21 protein-coding genes, 1 other RNA gene and 1 pseudogene are annotated in these 23220 nt (G+C 43.3%); 18 read left to right on the top strand and 5 right to left on the bottom strand.

Annotated elements, in window-relative coordinates; translation table 11 throughout:
• The first annotated feature begins 69 nt into the window (after nucleotides 1–69).
• The 5 genes from gpsB (at nucleotide 70) to MKY34_RS16330 (ending at nucleotide 5730) form a co-directional block, all read left to right on the top strand.
• Nucleotides 70–369 (top strand): cell division regulator GpsB, encoded by a 300-nt coding sequence (gpsB, locus tag MKY34_RS16350; RefSeq protein WP_342512179.1) that lies wholly within the window; start codon nucleotides 70–72, stop codon nucleotides 367–369.
• A 56-nt stretch (nucleotides 370–425) separates the two neighbouring features.
• Nucleotides 426–809, top strand: an RNA gene (gene rnpB / locus MKY34_RS16345) — RNase P RNA component class B.
• A gap of 135 nt (nucleotides 810–944) precedes the next feature.
• Complete coding sequence (locus MKY34_RS16340) at nucleotides 945–2072, top strand: class I SAM-dependent RNA methyltransferase (RefSeq protein ID WP_342512178.1); 1128 nt, start codon at nucleotides 945–947, stop codon at nucleotides 2070–2072.
• Nucleotides 2073–2178: 106 nt separating this feature from the next.
• Entirely contained in the window at nucleotides 2179–4089 is a 1911-nt protein-coding gene (locus MKY34_RS16335; RefSeq protein ID WP_342515285.1) for an ATP-dependent DNA helicase, read from the top strand.
• Nucleotides 4090–4230: 141 nt separating this feature from the next.
• Nucleotides 4231–5730, top strand: coding sequence for a carboxypeptidase M32 (locus MKY34_RS16330; protein ID WP_342512177.1), 1500 nt, complete (start codon nucleotides 4231–4233; stop codon nucleotides 5728–5730).
• An 80-nt stretch (nucleotides 5731–5810) separates the two neighbouring features.
• On the opposite strand, the gene MKY34_RS16325 is transcribed toward MKY34_RS16330, so the two are convergent.
• The gene (locus MKY34_RS16325; RefSeq protein ID WP_342512176.1) at nucleotides 5811–6266 is read right to left on the bottom strand and encodes a chemotaxis protein CheX; all 456 of its coding nucleotides are present in this window, start codon (nucleotides 6264–6266) and stop codon (nucleotides 5811–5813) included.
• A 415-nt stretch (nucleotides 6267–6681) separates the two neighbouring features.
• On the opposite strand from MKY34_RS16325, the gene MKY34_RS16320 reads away from it, so the two are divergent.
• The 3 genes from MKY34_RS16320 to MKY34_RS16310 are packed head-to-tail and all read left to right on the top strand — an operon-like array spanning nucleotide 6682 to nucleotide 11719.
• On the top strand, nucleotides 6682–10278 hold the full coding sequence (locus MKY34_RS16320) for a dynamin family protein (protein ID WP_342512175.1): 3597 nt from the start codon (nucleotides 6682–6684) through the stop codon (nucleotides 10276–10278).
• On the top strand, nucleotides 10279–11103 hold the full coding sequence (locus tag MKY34_RS16315) for a sulfurtransferase (RefSeq protein ID WP_342512174.1): 825 nt from the start codon (nucleotides 10279–10281) through the stop codon (nucleotides 11101–11103).
• A gap of 22 nt (nucleotides 11104–11125) precedes the next feature.
• Nucleotides 11126–11719 (top strand): metallophosphoesterase, encoded by a 594-nt coding sequence (locus MKY34_RS16310; RefSeq protein ID WP_342512173.1) that lies wholly within the window; start codon nucleotides 11126–11128, stop codon nucleotides 11717–11719.
• A gap of 52 nt (nucleotides 11720–11771) precedes the next feature.
• On the opposite strand, the gene MKY34_RS16305 is transcribed toward MKY34_RS16310, so the two are convergent.
• Nucleotides 11772–12161, bottom strand: a complete 390-nt coding sequence (locus MKY34_RS16305; protein WP_342512172.1) for a ribonuclease HI family protein — start codon at nucleotides 12159–12161, stop codon at nucleotides 11772–11774.
• Between the two features lie 81 nt (nucleotides 12162–12242).
• Here MKY34_RS16305 and MKY34_RS16300 point away from each other — a divergent pair, with 81 nt between their 5' ends.
• A complete protein-coding gene (locus MKY34_RS16300; protein ID WP_342512171.1) occupies nucleotides 12243–12431 on the top strand; it encodes a zinc-finger domain-containing protein in 189 nt (62 codons plus the stop codon).
• A 40-nt stretch (nucleotides 12432–12471) separates the two neighbouring features.
• Here MKY34_RS16300 and MKY34_RS16295 read toward each other — a convergent pair whose 3' ends face one another.
• Nucleotides 12472–12681, bottom strand: coding sequence for a cold shock domain-containing protein (locus tag MKY34_RS16295; protein WP_342512170.1), 210 nt, complete (start codon nucleotides 12679–12681; stop codon nucleotides 12472–12474).
• Between the two features lie 146 nt (nucleotides 12682–12827).
• On the opposite strand from MKY34_RS16295, the gene MKY34_RS16290 reads away from it, so the two are divergent.
• The 6 genes and pseudogenes from MKY34_RS16290 to MKY34_RS16265 all read left to right on the top strand — a co-directional run bounded on the left by MKY34_RS16290 (nucleotide 12828) and on the right by MKY34_RS16265 (nucleotide 17324).
• Nucleotides 12828–13457, top strand: a complete 630-nt coding sequence (locus MKY34_RS16290; RefSeq protein WP_342512169.1) for an HD domain-containing protein — start codon at nucleotides 12828–12830, stop codon at nucleotides 13455–13457.
• A gap of 77 nt (nucleotides 13458–13534) precedes the next feature.
• Nucleotides 13535–13984: a hypothetical protein gene (locus MKY34_RS16285; protein ID WP_342512168.1), complete on the top strand. Its 450-nt coding sequence runs from the start codon at nucleotides 13535–13537 to the stop codon at nucleotides 13982–13984.
• Nucleotides 13985–14404 carry a hypothetical protein gene (locus MKY34_RS16280; protein WP_342512167.1) on the top strand — a complete coding sequence of 140 codons (420 nt, stop codon included), beginning with the start codon at nucleotides 13985–13987 and terminating at the stop codon, nucleotides 14402–14404.
• 48 nt (nucleotides 14405–14452) lie between these two features.
• A pseudogene (gene mprF, locus MKY34_RS16275) lies at nucleotides 14453–16024 on the top strand (bifunctional lysylphosphatidylglycerol flippase/synthetase MprF).
• 224 nt (nucleotides 16025–16248) lie between these two features.
• Nucleotides 16249–16638 (top strand): CidA/LrgA family holin-like protein, encoded by a 390-nt coding sequence (locus tag MKY34_RS16270; RefSeq protein ID WP_342512166.1) that lies wholly within the window; start codon nucleotides 16249–16251, stop codon nucleotides 16636–16638.
• Complete coding sequence (locus MKY34_RS16265; RefSeq protein WP_342512165.1) at nucleotides 16635–17324, top strand: LrgB family protein; 690 nt, start codon at nucleotides 16635–16637, stop codon at nucleotides 17322–17324. The genes MKY34_RS16270 and MKY34_RS16265 overlap by 4 nt, the downstream gene beginning before the upstream one ends.
• Before the next feature lie 218 nt (nucleotides 17325–17542).
• On the opposite strand, the gene MKY34_RS16260 is transcribed toward MKY34_RS16265, so the two are convergent.
• Both MKY34_RS16260 and MKY34_RS16255 read right to left on the bottom strand, forming a co-directional pair.
• Entirely contained in the window at nucleotides 17543–18082 is a 540-nt protein-coding gene (locus tag MKY34_RS16260) for a transcription repressor NadR (protein WP_342512164.1), read from the bottom strand.
• Nucleotides 18075–19220 carry an IscS subfamily cysteine desulfurase gene (locus tag MKY34_RS16255; protein WP_342512163.1) on the bottom strand — a complete coding sequence of 382 codons (1146 nt, stop codon included), beginning with the start codon at nucleotides 19218–19220 and terminating at the stop codon, nucleotides 18075–18077. The genes MKY34_RS16260 and MKY34_RS16255 overlap by 8 nt, the downstream gene beginning before the upstream one ends.
• A gap of 447 nt (nucleotides 19221–19667) precedes the next feature.
• Here MKY34_RS16255 and nadB point away from each other — a divergent pair, with 447 nt between their 5' ends.
• From nadB to nadA, 3 genes are read left to right on the top strand one after another with little or no spacing between them, the layout of a single operon-like run.
• Nucleotides 19668–21260, top strand: a complete 1593-nt coding sequence (nadB, locus tag MKY34_RS16250; RefSeq protein ID WP_342512162.1) for an L-aspartate oxidase — start codon at nucleotides 19668–19670, stop codon at nucleotides 21258–21260.
• Complete coding sequence (gene nadC / locus MKY34_RS16245) at nucleotides 21229–22083, top strand: carboxylating nicotinate-nucleotide diphosphorylase (RefSeq protein ID WP_342512161.1); 855 nt, start codon at nucleotides 21229–21231, stop codon at nucleotides 22081–22083. Before nadB ends, nadC begins: the two co-directional genes overlap by 32 nt.
• A 1-nt stretch (nucleotide 22084) precedes the next feature.
• Nucleotides 22085–23194, top strand: a complete 1110-nt coding sequence (nadA, locus tag MKY34_RS16240; protein ID WP_342512160.1) for a quinolinate synthase NadA — start codon at nucleotides 22085–22087, stop codon at nucleotides 23192–23194.
• The last annotated feature ends 26 nt before the right edge of the window (nucleotides 23195–23220 follow it).

Below are 23220 nucleotides of genomic sequence, written 5' to 3'. Positions count from 1 at the left end.
TCAAGACAAGCAAGGACAAATCATGGTACAATGGTTGACATGTAAACATAGACGGAAGGGCGAGTTTTCATGAACACTAAACTGGATTCAAAAACAATTCTTGAAAAAGAATTCAAAACAGGCCTCCGTGGCTATCAGCAAGAAGAAGTCGATCTTTTCCTAGACGATATTATTCACGATTATGAGACGTTTAAAAAAACGATTGCAGAATTGCGTAATGAAAATGCACGGATGAAAGAAGAACTAGCAAGCGCACAAAAACGTCCGGCAACAGGAAGTGTAGGCACGACAAACTTTGATTTGTTGAAACGTATTTCGAATTTGGAGAAACATGTATTCGGCAGTAAATTGTACGATCACGAATCTTGAACTTCCTTGTTGTAAATCAAAAGCGATTGTTGTATACTAAAATAGTATCATAGTGTGAATTCAGGTAATCGCTGCAACGCTTGACGTTGTAGAGGAAAGTCCATGCTCACACGGTTCTGAGATGACCGTAGTGTTCGTGCTCGGCGAAAAAATAAGCCGTGGCTTCACGCATCGCGTGTTGACGGCGGGAATAAATCCTAAGTCTTCGGATATGGATGAGGTTCCCTGAACAGTGCCACAGTGACGTAGCTGATTCGGAAACGGGTCAGATGGAACGCGGTAAACCCCACGAGTGAGAAACCCAAATTATGGTAGGGGCACTCTTCCGAAGGAATTGAACTGACGAAGGGACAGACAGCTGTCTGTAGATAGATGATTACCACCCACAGTACGAGGCGCAAGCTGTTTGAGTACAAGGGAACAAAACATGGCTTATCGGATTTCCTATGATTTTATGATTACATTGAATGCTCTCCTATACGATGGGGAGCTTTTCTTTTGGAGATTTAGATGAAGGAACGAATAAAGTCCCTTTGTTTTATACATAAATGGAATAAGATTGGAGTTGGATACATGTGAGTGAATTTAAATTAGTAGCAACCTCCGCAATGGGGCTTGAATCGCTTGTCAATGATGAAGTAAAAGGGCTTGGATACAAAACGACCTCGGAAAATGGCAAAATCTATTTCCAAGGCGACGAATTAGCAATTGCGAAAACAAATATGTGGCTACGCGTAGCGGATCGTGTACGGATTATTGCAGGTGAGTTCCATGCAACGACGTTCGATGATTTATTTGAACAGACAAAAGCGATTCCTTGGGAACGTTTTTTACCTGTTGACGCAGCATTTCCTGTTGCAGGGAAATCCGTGAAATCGACGTTATATAGTGTGCCGGATTGTCAGGCAATCGTGAAAAAGGCCATTGTTGAACGACTAAAATTAGCTTATAAAAGAATCGGATTTTTGGATGAATCAGGTCCACTCTTCAAATTAGAAGTGTCGATTTTAAAAGACAAAGTAACGCTAACAATCGATTCAAGTGGAACGGGTCTTCATAAACGTGGATATCGTGTTGGACAAGGAGATGCACCGTTGAAAGAGACATTGGCGGCTGCGCTTGTCAAATTGACACGTTGGAATCCAGATCGTCCATTTGTTGATCCATTCTGTGGTTCGGGTACAATCGCAATTGAGGCTGCGATGATTGGCCAAAACCTTGCACCTGGTTATAATCGCGAATTTTTAAGCGAACAATGGCCGTGGATTAAGACAAGCGTTTGGGATCAAGTTCGGGAAGAAGTAGAAGATCTTGCGAATTATGATCAATCTCTTGATATTACAGGCTTTGACTATGATCCACGAATGATTAAAGTTGCACAGGAAAACGCAGCAGGTGCAGGCTTTATGGATTTGATCAAATTTGAGCAACGTGACGTCAGAGACTTGACGTTAGACGGTTTGAACGGTGTGCTAGTTGGCAATCCTCCATATGGTGAACGACTTGGTGAAATTGAAGAGGCGGAAGAAATTACACGCGAGCTTGGGCGTATTATGAAAAACTATCCGTCGTGGTCCGTATATATGTTATCTTCATTAGAAAATTTTGAAAAACTGTATGGTAAACAAACGACGAAAAAGCGCAAGCTGTTTAACGGCTTTATTCGCACTGATCTCTATCAATATTGGGGACAACGACAATAAGAAAGCTCCACTTCATTCAGTCATCCGTTGAATGAAGTGGATGGTGTAATTGAGGGGGAAGAGGGATACCTCTTCCTTTTGCATGTAAAGTAGGAAGGGGTATATGATGAAAAGTAAGATGCCATTCCCTTTATCGAAAGAAAAATCGTTCTATGACTCATTGAATGATTGGATTGGGGATACATTATACGATGACCTGACAGAAAAGGGCTTCGAATGTCGGGATGAACAAATTTTTATGGCTTTTCAAATTGAGCAGGCGCTAAAAGAAAAGAAAGTGTTGTTCGCGGAAGCAGGTGTTGGGACAGGGAAAACGATAGCCTACTTGCTCCCAGCCATTGCCTACGCACGCTATACGGGAAAACCAGCACTCATTTCTTGTGCGGATGAAACGCTGATTGATCAGCTTGTCAAAGAAGATGGCGACATTCGAAAAATTAGTGAAGCGCTAGGTTTAGATATTGATGTACGTCTTGCGAAAGCGAGAGACCAGTATTTATGCTTGAAGCGTTTAGAAGAGACAGGCAACACGACGAATGAGGAATATGTAGAAATCGTTGAGGATAGCTTACCAGATTTTGTACATGGTAATGAATCGTTACAGTCGATCGTTCCTTATGGTGAACGTTCGGATTATCCGGACCTCAGTGATGAGCAATGGAAAACCGTGAACTTCCATCCGATTCAGCAATGTGCTGCATGCGATGTTCGGAACCGCTGTGGGCAAACGATTCACCGCAATCACTATCGAGAAGCAATCGAAATTATTATTTGCTCACATGACTTCTACATGGAGCATATTTGGACGAAAGAATCGCGCAAACGCCAAGGGCAATTGCCGTTACTACCGGAAGTGTCAATGATTGTTTTTGATGAAGGGCATCTTTTGGAGTATTCGGCGCAACGTGCATTGACGTATGAAGTGCAAAATAGCACTTTGTTAAATCTACTAGAGCGCATTATGGTAGATGATATCCGAGAGAAAACGCTGTATTTAATGGAGCGTTTAATTGACACACATGAAGCCTTCTTCAAAGCGCTGCGTTCACATACCGACAAATCGGATAATGAGCGGAAAGCCATTGAAAAAGCGGCTGAACTTCTGGATATTGGAAGAGAAGCCGTGCAAATTTCAACTGCGCTTCTTGAAGAATTTGTTTTTGAAGGGGAATTGTTCATTATTCCTGAATATGATTTGAAAATGGTTGAAGAATATCTCGATCAATATATCTATTCGATGGAATTGTTTACGTCGCAAAATGATGCGGTTGATTGGTTAGAAGACCGTAAAGGTGAGTCTACGCTTGTTATTATGCCACGCCTTGTGACAGATATTTTGAGAGAGAAGCTATTCTCATCGAAGACACCGATTGTCTTTTCTTCTGCAACATTATCCATTGGCAAAGATTTCGCTTATTTAGCAGATGGTCTTGGTATCGAGGATTTCCTATCGTTTTCGGTGGAATCTCCGTTTGATTATGAAGAAGTGATGGAAGTATTTGCGACAGAAGTTGCAGATGGTGGCAAAGCACAGCGTGCACTTGAGTTGTTAGAAGACGGCGAACAAACGCTCATTCTCTTTAAATCAGAACGGGCAATGAAGCAATTTGAAGCGGAAGTACCTGCTGAATGGCAAGGACGCATTGCATTCGAAGGGGAAAGAGAATTGTCATCGATTGTTCGTGAATTCCAGCAGAAGCAAGTGGCTGTCCTTTGTTCGTATCATTTGTGGGAAGGGCTCGACATACCACAAGATGCGCTGACACGGGTCATTATTTATGACTTACCATTCCCGCCATCGGATCCGTTGTTCGATGCGAAACGTCAGCATGCTGAGGATCCATTCCACGAAGTCGATTTGCCATTCATGTTGCTGCGATTGCGCCAAGGTGCAGGACGTCTTATTCGGACGTCAGATGATGCTGGGGCGGTTCATCTGCTGCTGGCAGGTGAAGAACAGAACATGCAGTCGAAAATCGAAGGCGTTTTCCCAGTGCCTATGAAAATGACTCATTAAGTATAGTTGTACGGCTCTCCTAGAAATAGGGGAGCTTTTTTGTCTAGAATTCCAGCGCCTGTTGTTTTTCTTCGGTGTAATCTTTATTCTCCGAATTATGATAAAATAAAGGTCTACTTTATAAAATAGGGGGGAATTGTTTTGACGACAGAAGAAAAGTTTTTAGCACTACTGAAAAAAATGCGTGCGTATAATGAGGCGGTATCCATTATGTATTGGGATATGCGTACAGGTGCCCCGAAAAAAGGGATTGAAGCACGGTCGGAAGCCGTTGGTACATTGTCGACGGAACTTTTTCAAATGAGTGTTTCTGACGAGATGGGGAGCTATCTCGAAGAGCTTGGCAAGCGGAAAGATTCGCTGGATCCCGTGCTCTCAAAAACGGTAGAAGAAGTGCAAAAAGAATATGATAAGAGTAAGAAGGTTCCTGCGGATGATTACCGTGCGTATGTTGTGCTGACTTCTCAGGCGGAAGCGGTGTGGGAGGAAGCGAAAGAACAAGATGATTTTGACATGTTTCTACCCTATCTTGAAAACCTCGTAGCGACGACGAAGAAATTGATTGGCTACTGGGGCGTGAAAGACGGAAATCCCTACAATACATTGCTCGATCAGTATGAACCGGGGATGACAACTGCTATTATTGATGACGTGTTTGGACAGTTAAAAGAAACGATTGTCCCGCTTGTGAAGAAAATTGGAGAAGCTGGCGTTCAACCAGATGAATCATTTCTTTATAAAAAATTTCCGAAAGAAAGTCAGCAAGCGCTTAATCATACGATTTTGCAGCAACTAGGCTATGATTTCGACGCAGGCCGTTTAGATGAAACGGTGCATCCTTTTGAGATGGGCATTAATCTTGGTGATGTGCGCATTACAACAAGATACGATGAGCATGATTTCCGCACCGCTATTTTTGGCACGATTCATGAATGCGGTCATGCCTTGTACGATCAAAATATGGCGAAGGAACTTGCAGGGCTGCCAGTTGCTGAAGGGACATCGATGGGGATCCACGAGTCACAATCTTTATTCTACGAGCACTTCGTCGGGCATAATGAAAACTTTTGGAAGCATAACTATGACTTATTGAAGAGTAGTTCACTTGAACAGTTTGAAGATGTCGCACTTGAGGATTTTCTACGAGCCATCAACGTATCTAAGCCTTCACTTATTCGACTTGAGGCAGATGAACTAACGTATCCGCTACATATTATGATTCGCTATGAAATTGAAAAAGGTCTTTTCAATGGCGATTTTGAAGTGAAAGATTTACCGCAAATTTGGAATGATAAGTATGAGGAATATTTAGGCATTCGTCCTGACAATAATCGTGAAGGCGTATTACAAGATGTTCACTGGGCTGGAGGACTCTTCGGCTATTTCCCATCCTATGCACTCGGATACATGTACGCTGCGCAACTACGGGTAGCTATGTTAAAAGACTTGCCTCATTTCGATGAGCTATGCGAAAAAGGACAGTTCGGTCCAATTCGTGAGTGGTTAACGGAACATGTTCATCAACATGGCAAGATGAAAAAGCCACTTGACATTATTCAAGACACGACGGGAGAAGGCTTAAACGCTCAATACTTAGCGGATTACCTTTCGGAAAAATATACGAAGCTTTATCAGTTGTAACATAACAAAAGCGCTGGAGTCTAGACGACAAAAAAGTGTTATGGCATTCATGAACGAATGCCATAACACTTTTTTAGGATTTAGCCTTCATCAATCGTTAATAATATATGTAGCATCGAGCCATCTTCCAGTCGAACAGGTAACTTGAAAGCCTGTTTGAACCCATAAAATTTCGCTGTTCCCACCATCACGGTAGGGGGAGAAATATCCAAAATGAGCCCATCTTTCTCTAATACCGTACATAAATTACCTGCCACCATATTTCCAAGTTCGCCGGTGAATGATTCCACCATCTCACCTTCAATGGACATGCCAAACATGGCTTGTCCAATTGTGCTAATCACATCTGTAGTCGTGTCGATGATGAGTCGGCCTTTTACACCACCAACTAGGCCAATTAACACACTTAAATCTTTTTGTTCATAGGGTGGCGTAGTCATTGTTGGGGCTAAGATATCGAGCTTAACGGGAACAACCGTTGTAAGTGAGGAAATAGCACCGTTTAGTATCATTTGTACATATTTAGATGTGCTCATTTAGATGCCCGCCTTTCATAACTAATGGTACAATTATACCATTAAAATCGTCCGATAGTACATCATTCGATAATTAATTCACTTTACAGTTTCTCTTTCTTCAACAGGCGTTTAAAAGCCTCTTGAAGAAAGAGAAGCCTCCGGCGGATGTCATAGAGTTTTAAAGGAGCTTAAGAAGGCAGCCTAAGTGCGCGACGTTCTGAAGGGAGGTGCCTGAATTTCTGCAAAAACACAGAAATACGGCAAATCGACCCCTTCGTAGTTCGGTTCGCAACGACTGCATGATCTACTTCTTGTAGACCTCAAGCTCGAAAAAATCTGGACGCAATTACGCCAAGGCGTAATTTATCCACTATAATAAACAATAAAAAATGGTATGATGGGAACAGCAATCGATGAAGGGGTCGAACGATAAATGCAGGAACTGACAAATTTATTACAACAAGCCGCTACACACGGTCAATTATTTACGATGAATGATGATGAAGATCGTTTGAATAAAACGGCTTTGTTTGCGAAGAAACTGATTGATAAAGAATATACCATTGGATTTGCAGGTCACTTCTCAGCAGGTAAATCTTCGATGATCAATGCACTAACCGGCGAAGATTTATTGCCATCTAGTCCGATTCCGACAAGTGCGAACATCGTAAAAGTACGGAAAACAGATTCGGATTATGCGATCATCCATATGACAGATGGTAACGCGGTGAAATATGGTGGACACGGATTCCCAGCGGCAGTTAAATCCTTTAGTAAGGATGGTGCTGCGGTTTCACTCGTTGAAATTGGTCATACGGAATCCAATTTGCCAGAAGGCATCACGGTTATGGATACACCTGGTGTCGATTCAACGGACGATGCACACCGATTATCAACGGAATCGGCACTCCATCTTGCCGACCTCGTCTTTTATACAATGGACTATAATCACGTGCAATCTGAATTGAATTTCCGCTTTACAAAAGAATTGATGCGTTACAACGATAACGTGTATTTGATCATCAATCAGATTGACAAGCATCGCGATAGCGAGCTGTCATTTGAGGACTTTAAAAAATCGGTCAAAGATTCCTTTGCAATGTGGGGCGTTACACCAAAGGACATCTTTTACACATCGTTGAAAGAGAAAGATCATCCTCATAATGATTTCAGTGCTGTGAAAGCGATTGTGGACGGCTCGATGGAGAATTGGCAAGAGCGTTTTGTCGACAATGCCAAGCAAACACTTGTGAAGTTGAAAGATGAGCATAGCCAATTTTTAGCGGATGAAATTGTAGAACGAAAAAACACATTCTCCGAAATCGTTTCGGAAGAGGAATGGCAACAGCAAACTGAGTTACAAAAGGAAGCGACGGAAGCTAAAAAAATGCTTGCACTCCTCTCGGACGACGAGTTTTCCACAACATTTGAAAATGAACGGAACGGCTTGATGCAAAGCGCAGCCATTACGCCATATGAAACTCGTGAACTGCTAAAGCTCTATTTGGAGTCGCTATCTTCCCGTTTTAAAGTAGGTCTACTTTTTGGCGCGAAAAAAACAGCGGAAGAAAGAGAACGTCGTAAAACCGCATTAGCTGACAATATGGGGAAACTCGTTCACGCGCAAATTGAAGTACATCTAAAAACATTGATGAAAAAGTCTTTGAAAGAAGCGGGTATTTTAACAGACGAACGTTCATTGAACATCGATGGGATGGACTTGTCGATTCCGTTCTCCGATATTGAAAAAGAGTTTAATGTGTCCGATGTCATTACGGGCGATACGGTATTGAACTACTCGGAGCGGATGAAAACAACGATTCATGCTGCGTTCCGCCGCATGACGGACGACTGGAAACACGAGATGGCACATATTGCACAAGAAGCCGGCAATGACAATGCGGGAGCGCTTGAGCAAAAGGTACGTTTACTCGATGAAAAATTACAAGCCATCGGGCAAGTGCAAGAAGTAGAAGCCCAATTAACAAATCTAGAATTGATGATTGCCAACCCATCTTCACAAGTGGCAACGGGACGAGATACGCTTCTACAGCAGTGGAGCATAAAGAAAGAGCTTCAGCTGATTGACTTTAATGAGGAAGAAGCGGTCACCATCCCGGAGCAAATGCAAGAAGTGGATGAAATCATCGAGCAACCTGCGTTAACTACATCAGACTCTGAATCAGTCGTGAGTCATGCGGCGCATGTGGCACAGTCTGTTGAAGTGATTCCAGGTTTTCTTGAAACGGCAGACTACTTACGGAAAAAGGCCAATCGACTCGAAGGACAAGAATTTACTGTTGCTTTATTCGGCGCATTTAGTGCAGGGAAATCCTCATTTTCGAATGCATTAATAGGCGAAAAAGTATTGCCAGTGTCACCAAATCCAACGACGGCGGCCATTAACCGTATTCGACCGGTTACGGAAGGAAAAGCGGATCGCACTGCTGACGTATTGCTCAAAACAGCCGAACGCATGACGGAAGATGTTGTCCGCTCATTTGAAGCGCTTGGAGTGGACGTTACATCTTTGGATAATGCCTTCCAACAAGCAGATGTGGCATTGAATACGGAATTGACAGATGAAAATCTGCATATTCATAAGGCGTTCGTTGCGGCTTTTAAAAAAGGATATCCTGTTTATGAGAAAGCGTTGGGCACAATTATGACGGTAGAGCGTGATGAATTCGTAAAGTTTGTTGCGGAAGAAGACCGCAGTTGTTTCGTTGAATCCATTGATTTCTTTTACGATTGTGAATTGACGCGAAAAGGCATTACACTTGTCGATACCCCGGGAGCGGATTCGATAAACGCGCGACATACAGACGTAGCATTTGAATACATTCGAAATGCAGATGCTATTTTGTTCGTCACGTATTATAACCATGCATTTGCAAGGGCGGATCGAGAGTTTCTTGTGCAGCTTGGACGAGTGAAAGATGCTTTTGAATTGGATAAGATGTTTTTCATCGTCAATGCGATTGACCTTGCATCGAATGAGGAAGAGGCGGAAGCTGTAAAAACATTCGTTGGGGATGAATTGCAGAAATTTGGTATTCGAAATCCACGTGTACATGGCATTTCGAGCTTACAAGCATTGGAATCCAAAATAGCGAATCGACGAGATCCGTTTATGACACCATTTGAAGAAGAGTTCCATTATTTCCTTGAGCACGACTTGAAAGGACTTGCGGTCCAAGCGCTTGAAGAAGAGACGTTAAAAACGATTGAACGATTGTCTGCACTTATTTCACGTACAGAAACGAATCTGACACGCAAAGCGGAGCGCTTGGAAGAGTTGAACAAAATTGAAGGAGAGGTGCGTCAACACTTCGCCTATAATTTCACGAAAGTCTTAACGACAGCTGCACATAATGAGTTAGGTGAGTTGGTCTATTATATTTTACAGCGTGTATTTTTACGTTACGGCGATTTTTTCAAGGAAGCTTATAGTCCATCGGTCTTCGCAAATAATTCGGCTGATCGTGCATTGAATAATGCACTTGCTGAGGCGGTTCAGATGATTGGCTTTGATTTATCGCAAGAATTAAAAGTAACGAATTTACGGATGCTCAATTTCATGAAAAAACAATTGAAGGAGCGCCAACGTGTTGAAATGTCTACGTTGTATGAGAAGGACAGTTCAATTGTCCCTTCGCCATATGAACCGCAAGATGCCGACATGTTAACGTTTGGAATCGCGTATGCAGATCCGACGGTTTATAGCAGTGTCAATAAGCTATTTAAAAATCAAAAAGCCTTTTTTGAAAAAGGTGAACGGGATATTTTGAAGGCTCGCTTGGAAGAGTTGTTGAAGGAAGATGCATCGGTTTATCTTGGACAGGAAAAAGAGCTGCTTGAAAAATGGACAGACAGCTGGATTGATAGCGAGGCAGAAGGGCTTAGACAGCATTTATTGAAAGAGAGTTTGCAACAAATTGCCTCGGAGCGAACGTTGTTGGAAGGAACGGAACAGCTGAGTGAATGGCGTGCGATTTACGAAAAATTACAGGTAGAGGAGTTGGTCTAAATGACAAATGTGTTTGTTTCAGTACAAAATGTAGATACTAAGAACACGAAATGGATTGATACGCGATTTTCGTTGCAAGATATAGAGGCAGGGAGAAATAAGTATGCGGAAAGTCATATAGCCGGTGCAGTCTACTGGGATCTTGAGCGCGATCTGTCAGATATGACAAAATCGGCGGGACGTCACCCAATGCCAGAGAAGGAGGCGCTAACAGAGCTGTTTCGTGTCAGTGGCCTCGCACTTGATGATCACATCATCATTTATGATGACGGTGGTAGCCCATTTGCAGCGCGTGCATGGTGGCTATTGCAATATGCAGGCTTTACGAATGCATTTATTGCACTTGAAGGCTTTGCGGCACTTCAAGAGGCGGGAGTTGCGATTGCGACTATGCCCACTCAACCGATCAAAACGGCTGTGACACCGAAATGGGATGAATCCATCTATGCCTCACGTCAATTCGTGGAAGAGACGGTTGCTGAGAAAACAGCGAGTGCATTACTTGATGCGCGTTCAGCAGAGCGATATCGAGGAGAGGTAGAGCCAATTGACCCTATTGCGGGGCGAATTCCAGGTGCTTTGAATTTTGACTGGGAACAGTTGAAAAAGAACGGTCTTTTTAATATGGACGCGGCTGTAAAGGAGCAGTTAGGGCAAGTGATTGACGCTGCGACAGAGGTGACGGTTTATTGTGGAAGCGGTGTAACTGCAGCACCTTTGTACGCGATGCTTAAGCACAATGGCTATGAAAATACCCGTCTATATGTGGGAAGCTACAGTGACTGGATTTCCGAAGAGGATGCAAACGTCGAAAAAGATTGCTAAACAGATTCAGGAGGATGTACACATGCATTATGCATTACTCGGAGACATTCATTCTTCAAAAGGTGATTTAGAAAAAGTGCTCGCCGACATTGCGGAGAAAGCGCCAGGAGCAATTCGAGTCGGTACAGGGGATCTATTTGAATGCACAATTAGTAAAAAGGATATTACGGATAAGAAATTTAGCCAACTCGAAGAGGTCATGCTGATTCCAGCTGGCTTCCCCGAGTTGCTGACATTCCTTTCTGTAAGGGGTAATCAAGAAGAACGAATAGTGTTGATTACGGAAACGGATGATCCGCTACGTGAAAAATTAGCCATCATGCCTGAAACTTTTGAGTTCGGCGGAGCTAAGGTGATTCATGGTCATCAATGGCAGTGGGGCGGAGAACCGTGGGCGCTGATTCATGCTGAAGTCGAAGGCTCGCCGGTATTTTATGGTCATAGTCATACATCTGCACTATTACGGAATGGCGTTCAGGAAGCTATCGAATTTGGTGTGCCTTATCGTGTTGAAGGGGAGAGTGTACTTGTTAACGTGGGAGCCGTCGTAGGCGACTGTGAATGGGTATTATATGATTCGGTGGATAAAGTCGTGATGTTTATGAAGGCAGTATGAATACAAAGCAAACAGGCGATTCTTGGGTTAGGAAGAGTCGCCTGTTTTACTGTTAGTTTTTTTTGTGAATCGCTTCTCTCGCCAGCGCATCTGCTGCACGGTTGTCTACGTCAGGAATCCATTTAATGAAAAAGAAATCGAATGTTTTCGCAATCGCTAAAATGTTTGCTAAATAAGGTTTATGGGTCTCTTTTTTTACGAATTCTTTTTCAACAGCCATGACTACAATTTGCGAGTCGGAACGGGCGGATACGATTCCAGTCGTGAGTTTTTGGGCTTCCTCTAGGCCACGAAGTAGCGCTTGAAATTCGGCTGTATGATTGTCTGTTGGTGCAATTCGCTCTGAGATTTTTATATGGTGTCCTTCGCCTTTCAAAAATACACCAATACCGCTTTTTCCAGGATTACCGGCACTTGCGCCGTCTACGTATACTTCAAGCATATTTAAATCACCTCGATTGACTAGTTGCACCACTAGGGAATGCATATTAGAATAGAAGAATCGTGCCAGATGGAGGTTAACATGAATAAAATAACTGTGATGAGTGAAATCAATGCCATCCTCGATGCCTATTGTGAAGGTTGTTTCTTGAAAACGCAATTATCGAAAGACAAAGGCAAGACGAGTGCACATCGCTTTTGTATTAAAACTTGTACAATTGGCGAACAGCTTCAGTTTTTAGGCCAAGAGATGAATAAATTTACAAAATAATATCCCGCTGCAAGTTGTGCCGGCGGGATTTTGTATGCGATTATTCATCTTCGAATTTTAAGACATTCGCCGCCTGAGGACCTCGATTACCTTCGATAATTTCGAAGGATACAGATTGTCCTTCATCGAGCGTTTTAAAGCCTTCTGATACAATACCGGTAAAGTGGACGAACACATCTTCCCCGTCATCCGCTTCGATGAAACCATAGCCTTTTTCATTGCTGAACCATTTCACTTTTCCCTGGTACATGTATTCTCCTCCTCGGCGTTCAATGTCCAACCCACTAGGTACATGGGTATTTTAACTATACATGATTCGACATAGTGCGTCAACGATATACCTAAATTTTCAGACATATTTTCAGATATCCATAATCAACTAATAGGAGTGATTGTATGGAAGCCATTCTTCATAAATGTAGACAATTTGTTGAAGGAATATACAACGAGTTTGACGGAAGTCATGATTTTGCACATATTGAGCGCGTATTGAAAAACGCAGAAGAGATTTTAACAGAAGAGCCGTCTGCTAATGGGGACGTCGTTCGTCTCGCTGTTTTTTTGCACGATATTGAGGATGCCAAGTATCAGTCCGCTAATAACCCGTCTGTTACAGAGATTTTGCAAGCCATTGGAGCAAGTAAAGAACTATCACAAGCCGTCATTGCCTGCATCGACAGTGTGTCATTCAGTGGGGGCAATGCCAAAGACCTTACGTCGATTGAAGGGGCGATTGTTCGTGATGCGGATCGACTCGATGCCATTGGCGCGATAGGGATTGCCCGCACGTTTGCCTTTGGCGGCGCAAGAGGGAGAAAATTGTATGATGCTAGTGAGATTGCACGTGATCAAATGTCTGAGGCAGAGTACCGAGATAAGAAAACCGCATCTGTTACGCATTTCTATGAAAAGTTATTGTTGTTGAAAGACTTAATGGTGACAACAGAAGGAAAACGTCTGGCGGAACAGAGGCATGATTATATGGTTGGTTTTTTGAAGCAATTGGAGCGAGAAACCGGATTATAATAACGAGTGTAACCCCTTGTCTGGGGAGTGACAAGGGGTTTTTGATTGACTGCAAGCGCTACTGCGGAGCCATTTTGATGGTGTCTTCATTACGCATGGGATTGTTATTCGTCATATTTGAAATTCAACAAACTGCTAGTGGGGTGGATGTCAAACTATTACGTAATGAAGTCAGCCAACTACAATTTGGGGAACTGGGACTGATTTTATTAGTTTCGTTATGTGCCTTCATGCCAATGTTTTTCTATGCCGTTATTTTGACGAAGATGTTAGGGATTCAACTGAAGGCAAGGGAATTGATCAGGCACTTTTTCATTGCCAATTCATTTTCCAATTTGATTGGGTTTGGTGGTCTTGTTGGTTTTGTTTTACGCAATTATTTCTATTCAAAGTATAAGGAAGAAAAAGAAGGGATATTGAAAAGTATTGCTTTTGTTATGCTATTTTATTTAACGGGGATTTCCGTGCTGGCATGGATCATTCCACTCCGTTTTCGGGATTTTCCGTTGCTATCCGAAGAAATATGATTGTTTCTAGCGGTCATTGCCGTTGGTTTATATGCACCTGTTTTTATGATGATTAACATCATTCGCAATAACGAAGCGGGTGTGTCTTCATTTGGTCCAGCTGTGGCTAACCAGCTAATAATTACATCCGTCGTCGAGTGGCTAGCGATTTTCCTGCTCATGTGGTTTTTAACGTTTGTGCTGATGATTCCCATTGAACTTTCGTCCTTACTCCCTATATTTTTAATCACTTCGTGTGCAGGAATTGCTAGTATGATTCCGGGAGGTTTAGGTTCATTTGACCTGGTGTTTCTATGGGGGACGCAAAGCGTAGGAATTGCGGATGAAAAAGTGCTTGTTTTACTCGTATTGTATCGATTGGGCTACTTTGTTCTGCCATTTTTATGGGCATCTTTCCTATTTGTCAAAGAATATTGGTAACGCTGGAACCAGTCGTGGGGGAACGTTCCAAATGTGCTATTCTAAAAGATGAGTCATATGTTGCTCACGACTTTAGTGTTTATCTCGGGGACTATCTTGCTGCTCTCGGCGGCCGTACCAGGTATTTTAAGTCGTTTGAAAATTGCTCAAGAGTTTTTAGCTTTGCTGATTATGCATATCTCTCATCAGTTGACAGTTGCGGCAGGAATTATGCTATTGGGGTTGTGCAGAGGAATTGAATATAAAGTAAAAGGAGCCTTTCATCTTGCGCTGGTAGTGTTAATGAGTGCAGCACTTTTTTCTGTTTTTAAAGGATTTGATTATGAAGAGGCGATTTTTTTATTCATCGTAACGGCTCTTTTATTTGCGTCGGAAAAACAATTTTATCGCGAAAGTTATGTATTGACCTGGGGGAAGGCGCTGTTTGATGGCACGGTCGTCATCCTCATTACTGTGATGTATGTGTCTATTGGGTATGCTAACTTACCAACGGCCAAATTTCATATTCCGGCGAGTTTGCAAAGTTACATGATTACGGATTATCGCGATTTGTTTTACAGCGCAATCATTGGGATTCTCATTGCCATCGCCATTTTTGTCGTTGGCAATCGCATTCAACGCCCGAAGAAAATGGAGAGAATCGCGTCCATTCATCAAGAGAAGAAAATCAAAGAACATCTTGAACGGTATACAGGAACAGAATTTTCTCATCTTATTTTTCTGCATGATAAATATGAATGGTGGAACGAAGATCAGACGGTTTTGTTAACGTATCAGACATATGCAGATAAGATTGTTGTGCTTGGTAATCCGGTTGGAGATGAAACGAACTTTTTCGTAGCTTTTGAGGCGTTTTTGGGAACTGCTGATCTCTACGGCTATACACCAGTATTTTATGAGGTGAATCCTACAATTCTACCAGCATTACATGAGCAAGGATTTGGCTTTTTCAAGCTTGGTGAGGAAGCATTCGTTGATTTGGATAGCTTTTCACTTGCGGGTAAAAAGATGAAGGGAAATCGGGCCGTTAAAAATAAATTTGAGCGGGAGCACTTTTCGGTAGAGCTCCTCAGTCCTTCTTATTCGTCAGAAATTCTACATGAATTAGAAGATGTATCGACGAAATGGTTACAGGGAAGGGCGGAGAGAGGTTTTTCACTCGGTTTTTTCGATGAACGCTACTGTGATACATCTAACATCGCTGTTTTGAGGGATGAAGAGGGAATCATCGGTTTTGCAAGTCTGATGCCTATGTAGGATAATCATGAATGCATTTCTGTGGATTTTATGCGTTTTAAGCCAGGGCCACCATCCGGAACGCTGGATTATATTTTTCTTTCATTGTTTGAGTGGGCAAAGGAAGAGGGCTATCATGTATTTAATATCGGTATGTCGCCCCTTTCAAATGTTGGTCAATCCAAATATTCTTTCCTGAGCGAGAAAATTGCTGCCCAAATCTTTTTACATGGCCAGTACTTTTATCACCTCCAAGGGTTAAAAAATTTCAAAGATAAATACGCAGAGTTTTGGGAATCCAAATACGTTGCGTATCGCAAGAAAACGAACTTGCCGTTTACAATGGCCCAAGTTACATTGTTGATAGGGAAGAAAAGATTTTGAGGAATAAGAAAGTGCCTAACGACCAATCGCCATAACGATTAGATTCGTTGTGGCGATTGGTCGTTAGCTGATTTTATAATCAAGGTGACGATTATTATCGATGATGTCTTTGATATTTTTGCCATTGTTCTCTATAACAATACGAATAGTCTTGCAACTTTCTGGAAGTGGAAGATTATTGTGTACATACATAGAACATGTGAAAGAAGGGGGGAAGCTAGACAATGGCATTTGTGAAGAAGTATGTGACAATCATTTTTCATGTCGTACTATTATACGGTTTTTCGCTAGTAGGGGAGTGGCTTCAGCATTTGCTCTATATACCGCTACCTGGTAGTATCATTGGCTTGTTACTATTATGGGCAGCACTTTCTTTAAAGCTTTTCCGGTTACAGTGGATTGAATCTGGCGCTTATTTTCTGTTGGCTTACTTGCCATTATATTTAATCCCAGCGACTGTTGGTGTGATGAATTATGGACATGTTTTTGTTGGAAAAGGATTTCTTTTGATTCCGATTACGATGATCAGTACATTTGTTACGATGTGGCTTGCGAGTTGGGCGAGTCAATGGACCGCTCGTAAATCAGCTGAGCGAAAGGAGCAGACGATATGACAAACGTACTTTTATCTCTTCTCTTTGTTGCTATGACGTTGGCAATTTATCTTGTGATGAACGTGGTGTATGTGAAATATTATAAGTCTTTTTTAGTACCGATTTTAACAGCGACAACTGCAGTTGTCATCATTCTTGTACTCTTTAATGTGCCTTATGATACATATATGGTGGGGGGCAAATGGATTGATGCGTTATTAGCTCCTGCTATCGTAGCGTTAGCGATCCCGTTATATAAACAACGGGAGTTATTGAAGCAAAACTTGGTACCAATTGCTACCGGGGTGTTAACGGGCGTCGTTGTCGGCATGTTGAGCGGCATTATTTTTGTTAAATGGATAGGATTTTCTCAGGAGATTGTTTTTTCCTTTTTACCAAAATCGATTACAACACCAATTGCTATGCAAATTGCGACGGGATTGGGGGGCATCGCTTCATTAGCACCTGTTTTTGTCATGATTGCCGGATTTACGGGGATCATTTTCGGACCGTCATTTATGAAATGGACGCGAATTGATACAGCGATTGGCCGGGGGATGGGGCTTGGCGCGGCAGCTCATGCACTCGGTACATCGAAAGCCCTTGAACTTGGGGAACAAGAAGCATCGATTAGTTCTGTAGCGATGACACTCTGTGCAATTTTCGGTTCGGTTGTGGGACCTGTTGTGGCGTGGGTGTTTTATTGATGGATTTTTAGGGGAGGTGGAATCCTGAAAGCGATAACTGGATTATATATAGCAGACACGACTTTTTATGTTTTGAATCGAAAAGGGGAGCGAACTGTATAATGAACAACACTAAAACGACCAATCTGATGTGAAAGGTCGTTTTTGTATGTCCGTATTTTAAAAATACGAGCGTATGAAGGTTTGTGGATGGAATCGCAATTTGAAAATCACTCTTGTCATTCGACAAGAATTCCCGCTTTTCGTAATGCGACTTCTGCATCTTGAATTTGTTGCTCGTTATCTGCCAACAGTGTATGGAGATGAATGCCTTCTTCGCTTAATTTGGATAAGAAAGCGGCATTTGCTTCGTATACCTTTGCGATAAAGGCTTTGACTTCTGTGCGATTGGATACCATAATCGACGCGTTCAAATCACCGTATACCGGGTGTTCGACTTTGACATCTTTGACAGTAATGCCGTGATCGACGAGGATGTTCAATTCTTCTTCCGTCTGTTCAGGCGTGTGCTGACAGACGATGGTTTTTTCAATTTTTCCAGGTGCTGCTTGTGCATGCATGAAGACATAGCCCTGGCTTGTGGCCATAATCGGCTCGTTTTTCGCTTTCAGTAATGTAATATCTCCAACGATGACCTGGCGGCTAACATTGGTCATTTCCCCGAGTTCTCGCCCCGTCATAGGTTTCGTAGACGACCGCAATGTTTTGACGATCAATGCTCGACGTTCATCCCCAAGAATTTTTTCATTTTCATTCATATACATAGCTCCTTGCACGTGTTTTCAGTGCGATTTCAACAAGGCAATCTGCTAATTGACAAACACTTATCATCGTCGTATCACGTCCAAACGAGATACGGATGAATTCCTTGGCGCGGTGTGGTTCTACTTGTAAGGCCATCATCGCTTTCGAAGCATGTTGTTGACCTACTTGGCACGCGCTGCCGGTTGAAATCGCAAAACCGATTCGATTCAATTCTAGCATGATTAGCTGTCCTTCGACATTTTTCACACTTAATCCAATAATATGCGGCAATTGTTTGTCATCCTTCGTTGTTTGATAGACCGTAAAAAGCTCGGGATGTTGCAGGATTTTCTCCAAAAAGGCTTCGCGAAATGTCCGGCAATGGATATCCGTATGATTTGCGTGACTTGCGGCAGTAACAAATGCAGCGATACCTGGAACGTTCACCGTTCCGCCTCTGAAACCCGATTCGTGAACAAGCCCTGGAAAGACAGGGGTAAGTCGGTGGCGAGGATGAATATAGGCCACGCCGACCCCTTTTGGGCCGTACACTTTATGGCTAGAGATGGTGAGGCTATCCACAAGTTGTGCGATTGGCTTCAAATTCATTTTTCCGAAGGATTGCACGCAATCACTATGGAGAAGAATGGCACGTTCTTTCAGCAATGCCGCAATTTCTTCTAGCGGCTGAATGGTACCAATTTCTGGATTGATGTGTTGCATACTGACCATAATCGTGTCGCTAGTCAATGCTTGTTCAAGGCGCTGAATATCTACAAAACCTTCTTCTGTAAAAGGAACCGTCGTAATTGTAAACCCTTCTTGTTGCAAATACGCCAAGGCAGAATCAACAGAAGGGTGTTCGCCGGCTGTCGTTACAATATGATTCCCTTTATGTCGGTTTGCTTTGGCGAGTGAAATAATTGATAGTAGATTGCTTTCCGTGCCTCCACCTGTGAAATAAATCCCCGCAGAATGGACGCCAAGCATCCCTGCAAGTTCCTCACGGCAGTAGGCTAGCATATTTTGTGCCTCTGCGCCTACCTCGTGTAAGCTACTTGTATTGCCATAACATCCTTGTGCAAGTTTACTATAGACATGCGCTGCTTCTGGATGTAACGGCGTTGTCGCCGCATAATCGAAATAATGCAAAGCTCATTCCCCCAAACGATGTAATCAATTGCGCCTCGGCGTAATTGCGTCCAGATTTTTTTCGAGCCCGGGACCAACAGGATGTTGGTCATGCAGTCGTCGCGACAGGACGTCGCGCACTTAGACTGTGTTCTTAGCTCCTTAAAAAAATCTGTGACATCCGCCGGAGGCTTGGGCCTGCACGACGCAGGTCATGCAGGCGTTGCCACAGGACGTGGCGATCTTAGCCTGCGCTCCTCTATCGTTCAGCAGTCGTTTGAACACCCGCTAAACAGAAAAACAAAACCGCATTCATCTCGCCACCTATTGAGGTGGGAGTTTTCTGTAGCTGACGCTTTGCTTTCAGTACAAACAGATTTGCTGAATGAAGATAAATTCATCTTGTCATAGTTCTTCTTTTATGTAAAGATAGGTGTCAAGACATCTATCGAGCGCGGGAGGAAGAACATGAAAACGTATAATTGCATCATTGTCGGTAGCGGAATTGCTGCCCTGCAACTAGCCAACCATCTAAGTGCTCAAAGTCGAGTGCTCATCATGACAAAATCGACAAGACAAGCGAGCAATTCTTATCGCGCACAAGGAGGGATTGCGGCGGCGGTTGGTCATGGAGATAAACCTGTTTTTCATTATGAAGATACGATTCAGGCAGGTTGCCATTTTCATAATGAGCAACAAGTCCGTGAGCTTGTGGAAAAGGGGCCTGAATTAATTGCTCAGTTGACAGATCGTGGTCTTGATTTTGATAGGGATGACAAGGGAGAGATGGCTTTAGGCATGGAAGGTGCACATGGCCGAAATCGGATTGTCCACTGTGGCGGTGATGCAACCGGGAAATACATAATGGACCATCTTCATGCTTCGCTGAGAGCGGATATTGATATCATTGAAAATCGCTTCGTTTATGAGTTGCTTATCGATCCAGTGACGAAGAAGTGTATCGGCATTAAGGCGAAGGATGAAGAAGGCAAGAACGAAACGTATCAGGCGGATCAGATTGTGCTTGCAATGGGAGGCATTGGGGGATTGTATGCTTTTACATCGAATGAGGCATCTGTAGCAGGCGACGGCATTGCGTTAGCGTATCGAACGGGTGCGGAAATTATGGATATGGAATTCATTCAATTTCATCCCACATTATTGTATGTCAATGGTAGAACAGCGGGATTGGTGTCTGAAGCTGTTAGAGGGGCAGGTGGACGCTTGGTCGATGAATGGGGGACGCCGATTATGACGGGCAAACATCCGCTGGGCGATTTAGCCCCACGGCATATTGTGGCGAAGGAGCTCTATCAACAGCGTGTTGCGGGAAGAGAAGTCTATTTGGATATCTCGATGATTGAGCGATTTGAAGCGCAGTTTCCAACGATTACGGCACTGTGTCATGCAAATGGTGTGTCGTTTGATGAACAGAAGATACCTGTTGCCCCAGGCTGTCATTTTTTAATGGGAGGCATTGTCGTTGACGCTGTGGGCCAAACCTCCATTGATGGGCTATATGCCATTGGAGAAACGGCGGCGACGGGTGTCCATGGCGCCAATCGGCTTGCCAGCAATTCGTTGTTAGAAGGGCTACATTATGGGAGGAAATTGGCGAATCATTTAAATAAACGGTTGACTCAAAATGACATGGCTAGCACGGGGTATGTTGTGGTGCAGAAACCTACGCGACAATTACCGTTGTTACCGAATCAAGTAGAGCTCCGCGAGAAAATGATGGCGTATGCGGGGATTGTTCGGACGGATGCGGACCTCCGTTTTCTCGCGAATTGGTTACGTGCGTATGGAGAAAGCGAGACTGATGACATGTCATTGGATGACTGGAGTATGGACGCAATCCAATCGCTCTTTATGCTACAAGCTGCGAAGCTCGTTACAAATGCTGCGCAACTGAGGCTGGAAAGCAGGGGAGCCCATCAGCGGGCGGATTACCCTGTGGAAGATGAAAGATGGGGACAAGTGCATATTGTCCAATCTAAAAAAGGAATCGAAATGAGGGAACGACAACATGAATACCATCAAGTTGAGATCTATGCTTGAGCAATTTTATGTAGAAGATATTGGGGATTGTGATCTATCCAGTGAGTTTTTATTTCCAGAAGCGATAACAGGTGAGTTGAATATTGTCGCTAAAATGGATGGCGTTTTTTGTGGAAGAAAAGTCATTGAAGAAGGGTTGCGCGTTGTGGATCCGAGTACAACGGTTAGTTGTTATGTGGAGGATGGCGGAACGATTGAAAAAGGTAGTGTCATTGCGACAGCTAAGGGGCCGGTCCAAAGTTTGTTGAAAAGTGAGCGTGTCATTTTGAATTTGATCCAACGAATGAGCGCGATTGCAACGGAGACGCATCGAGTTGCAGAGAAAATCGAAGGTACAGGAACGAAAGTATGCGATACACGAAAAACGATGCCGGGCCTTCGCATGCTGGATAAATACGCTGTTCGCATGGGCGGCGGTTTCAATCATCGCAATGGGTTGTTTGATGCCGTCATGTTAAAGGATAATCACCTTGCCTTTGCGGGTTCTTTGACAACAGCAGTCGAAACGGTTCGGGCGGCGCTTGGGCATACGACGAAAATTGAAGTGGAAATTGAATCTTTCGCGCAGCTGCAAGAAGCAATCGCCGTGAAAGCAGATATTATTATGTTTGATAATTGCACGCCAGAAACGATTCGTGAGTGGAAGCAAATTGTGCCGGACAACATCATTACAGAAGCATCGGGCATGATTACGAACGATACCATTCGTGCCTATGCGGAATCGGGCGTAGATTATATATCGCTCGGCTATTTAACACATTCTGTGAAAGCGCTAGATATTAGTGCAAATGTTACCATCAATAAAAGTAATGGGGGAAATTAACTTGTCGATCTTACATTATTTCGAAGAACAAAAGAGTGGCACATTGCCAGAAAGCTATCGAGACTTGACGCGTGAGCAAATGGAAGCGCGGATTGTGGCGATTAAAAAACAGCTCGGGGACAAGCTGTTCATCCCCGGGCATCATTATCAAAAAGATGAGGTCATCCAGTTTGCAGATGTATCAGGGGATTCGTTGCAATTGGCGCAGCTATGTGCGGCCAATGAGCAAGCGGAGCATATCGTTTTTTGTGGCGTGCATTTTATGGCGGAAACGGCTGATATTTTGACAAATGATCATCAGAAAGTGTATTTACCCGATATGCGTGCGGGTTGTTCGATGGCAGATATGGCGAATATTTTTCAAACGGATCGTGCATGGGCTGCACTTATGGAGACATTTGGTGACACAATTGTCCCATTGACTTACGTGAACTCAACGGCGGCCATTAAAGCATTTGTCGGTAAAAATGGTGGGGCAACTGTTACGTCATCGAATGCACATGCAATGGTGAAATGGGCATTTACACAAAAAGAACGCATTCTCTTTTTACCAGATCAGCATTTAGGGCGCAATACGGCATATGACATTGGCATTCCGCTTGAGCAAATGGCGGTATGGAACCCGATTAACGATCAACTGGAGTATGAAGGAGATTTCGAGGATATAAAAGTGATTTTATGGAAAGGGCATTGCTCTGTCCATGAAAACTTTACTGTGAAAAATATCGTGGACCTACGAGAAAGTGATCCGGAAACACGTATTATTGTCCATCCCGAATGTTCACGCGAAGTCGTCGCGCTTGCAGATGACAATGGCTCGACGAAATACATTATAGATGCGATTGAAAATGCGGATCCGGGGAGCAAGTGGGCAATTGGTACGGAAATGAATCTTGTCAATCGACTGATTCAAAATCATCCGGATAAGCAAATTATCTCCTTGAATCCGAGCATGTGTCCATGCTTGACGATGAACCGCATTGATTTACCGCATTTACTTTGGAGCTTGGAGAGTATTGTGAATGGGGAAGAGGTCAATACGATTCAGGTTGATGAAGAAACGACGAAGGATGCGATTACGGCATTGGAACGAATGTTGGCAAGAGCTTAAGTGAGTGAAAGAGGCACTAGGTCTGA

This window comes from Sporosarcina sp. FSL K6-1522 (assembly GCF_038622445.1).
In the GTDB taxonomy this organism is placed as follows: domain Bacteria; phylum Bacillota; class Bacilli; order Bacillales_A; family Planococcaceae; genus Sporosarcina.
This window is presented reverse-complemented; position numbering and strand designations above follow the sequence as displayed.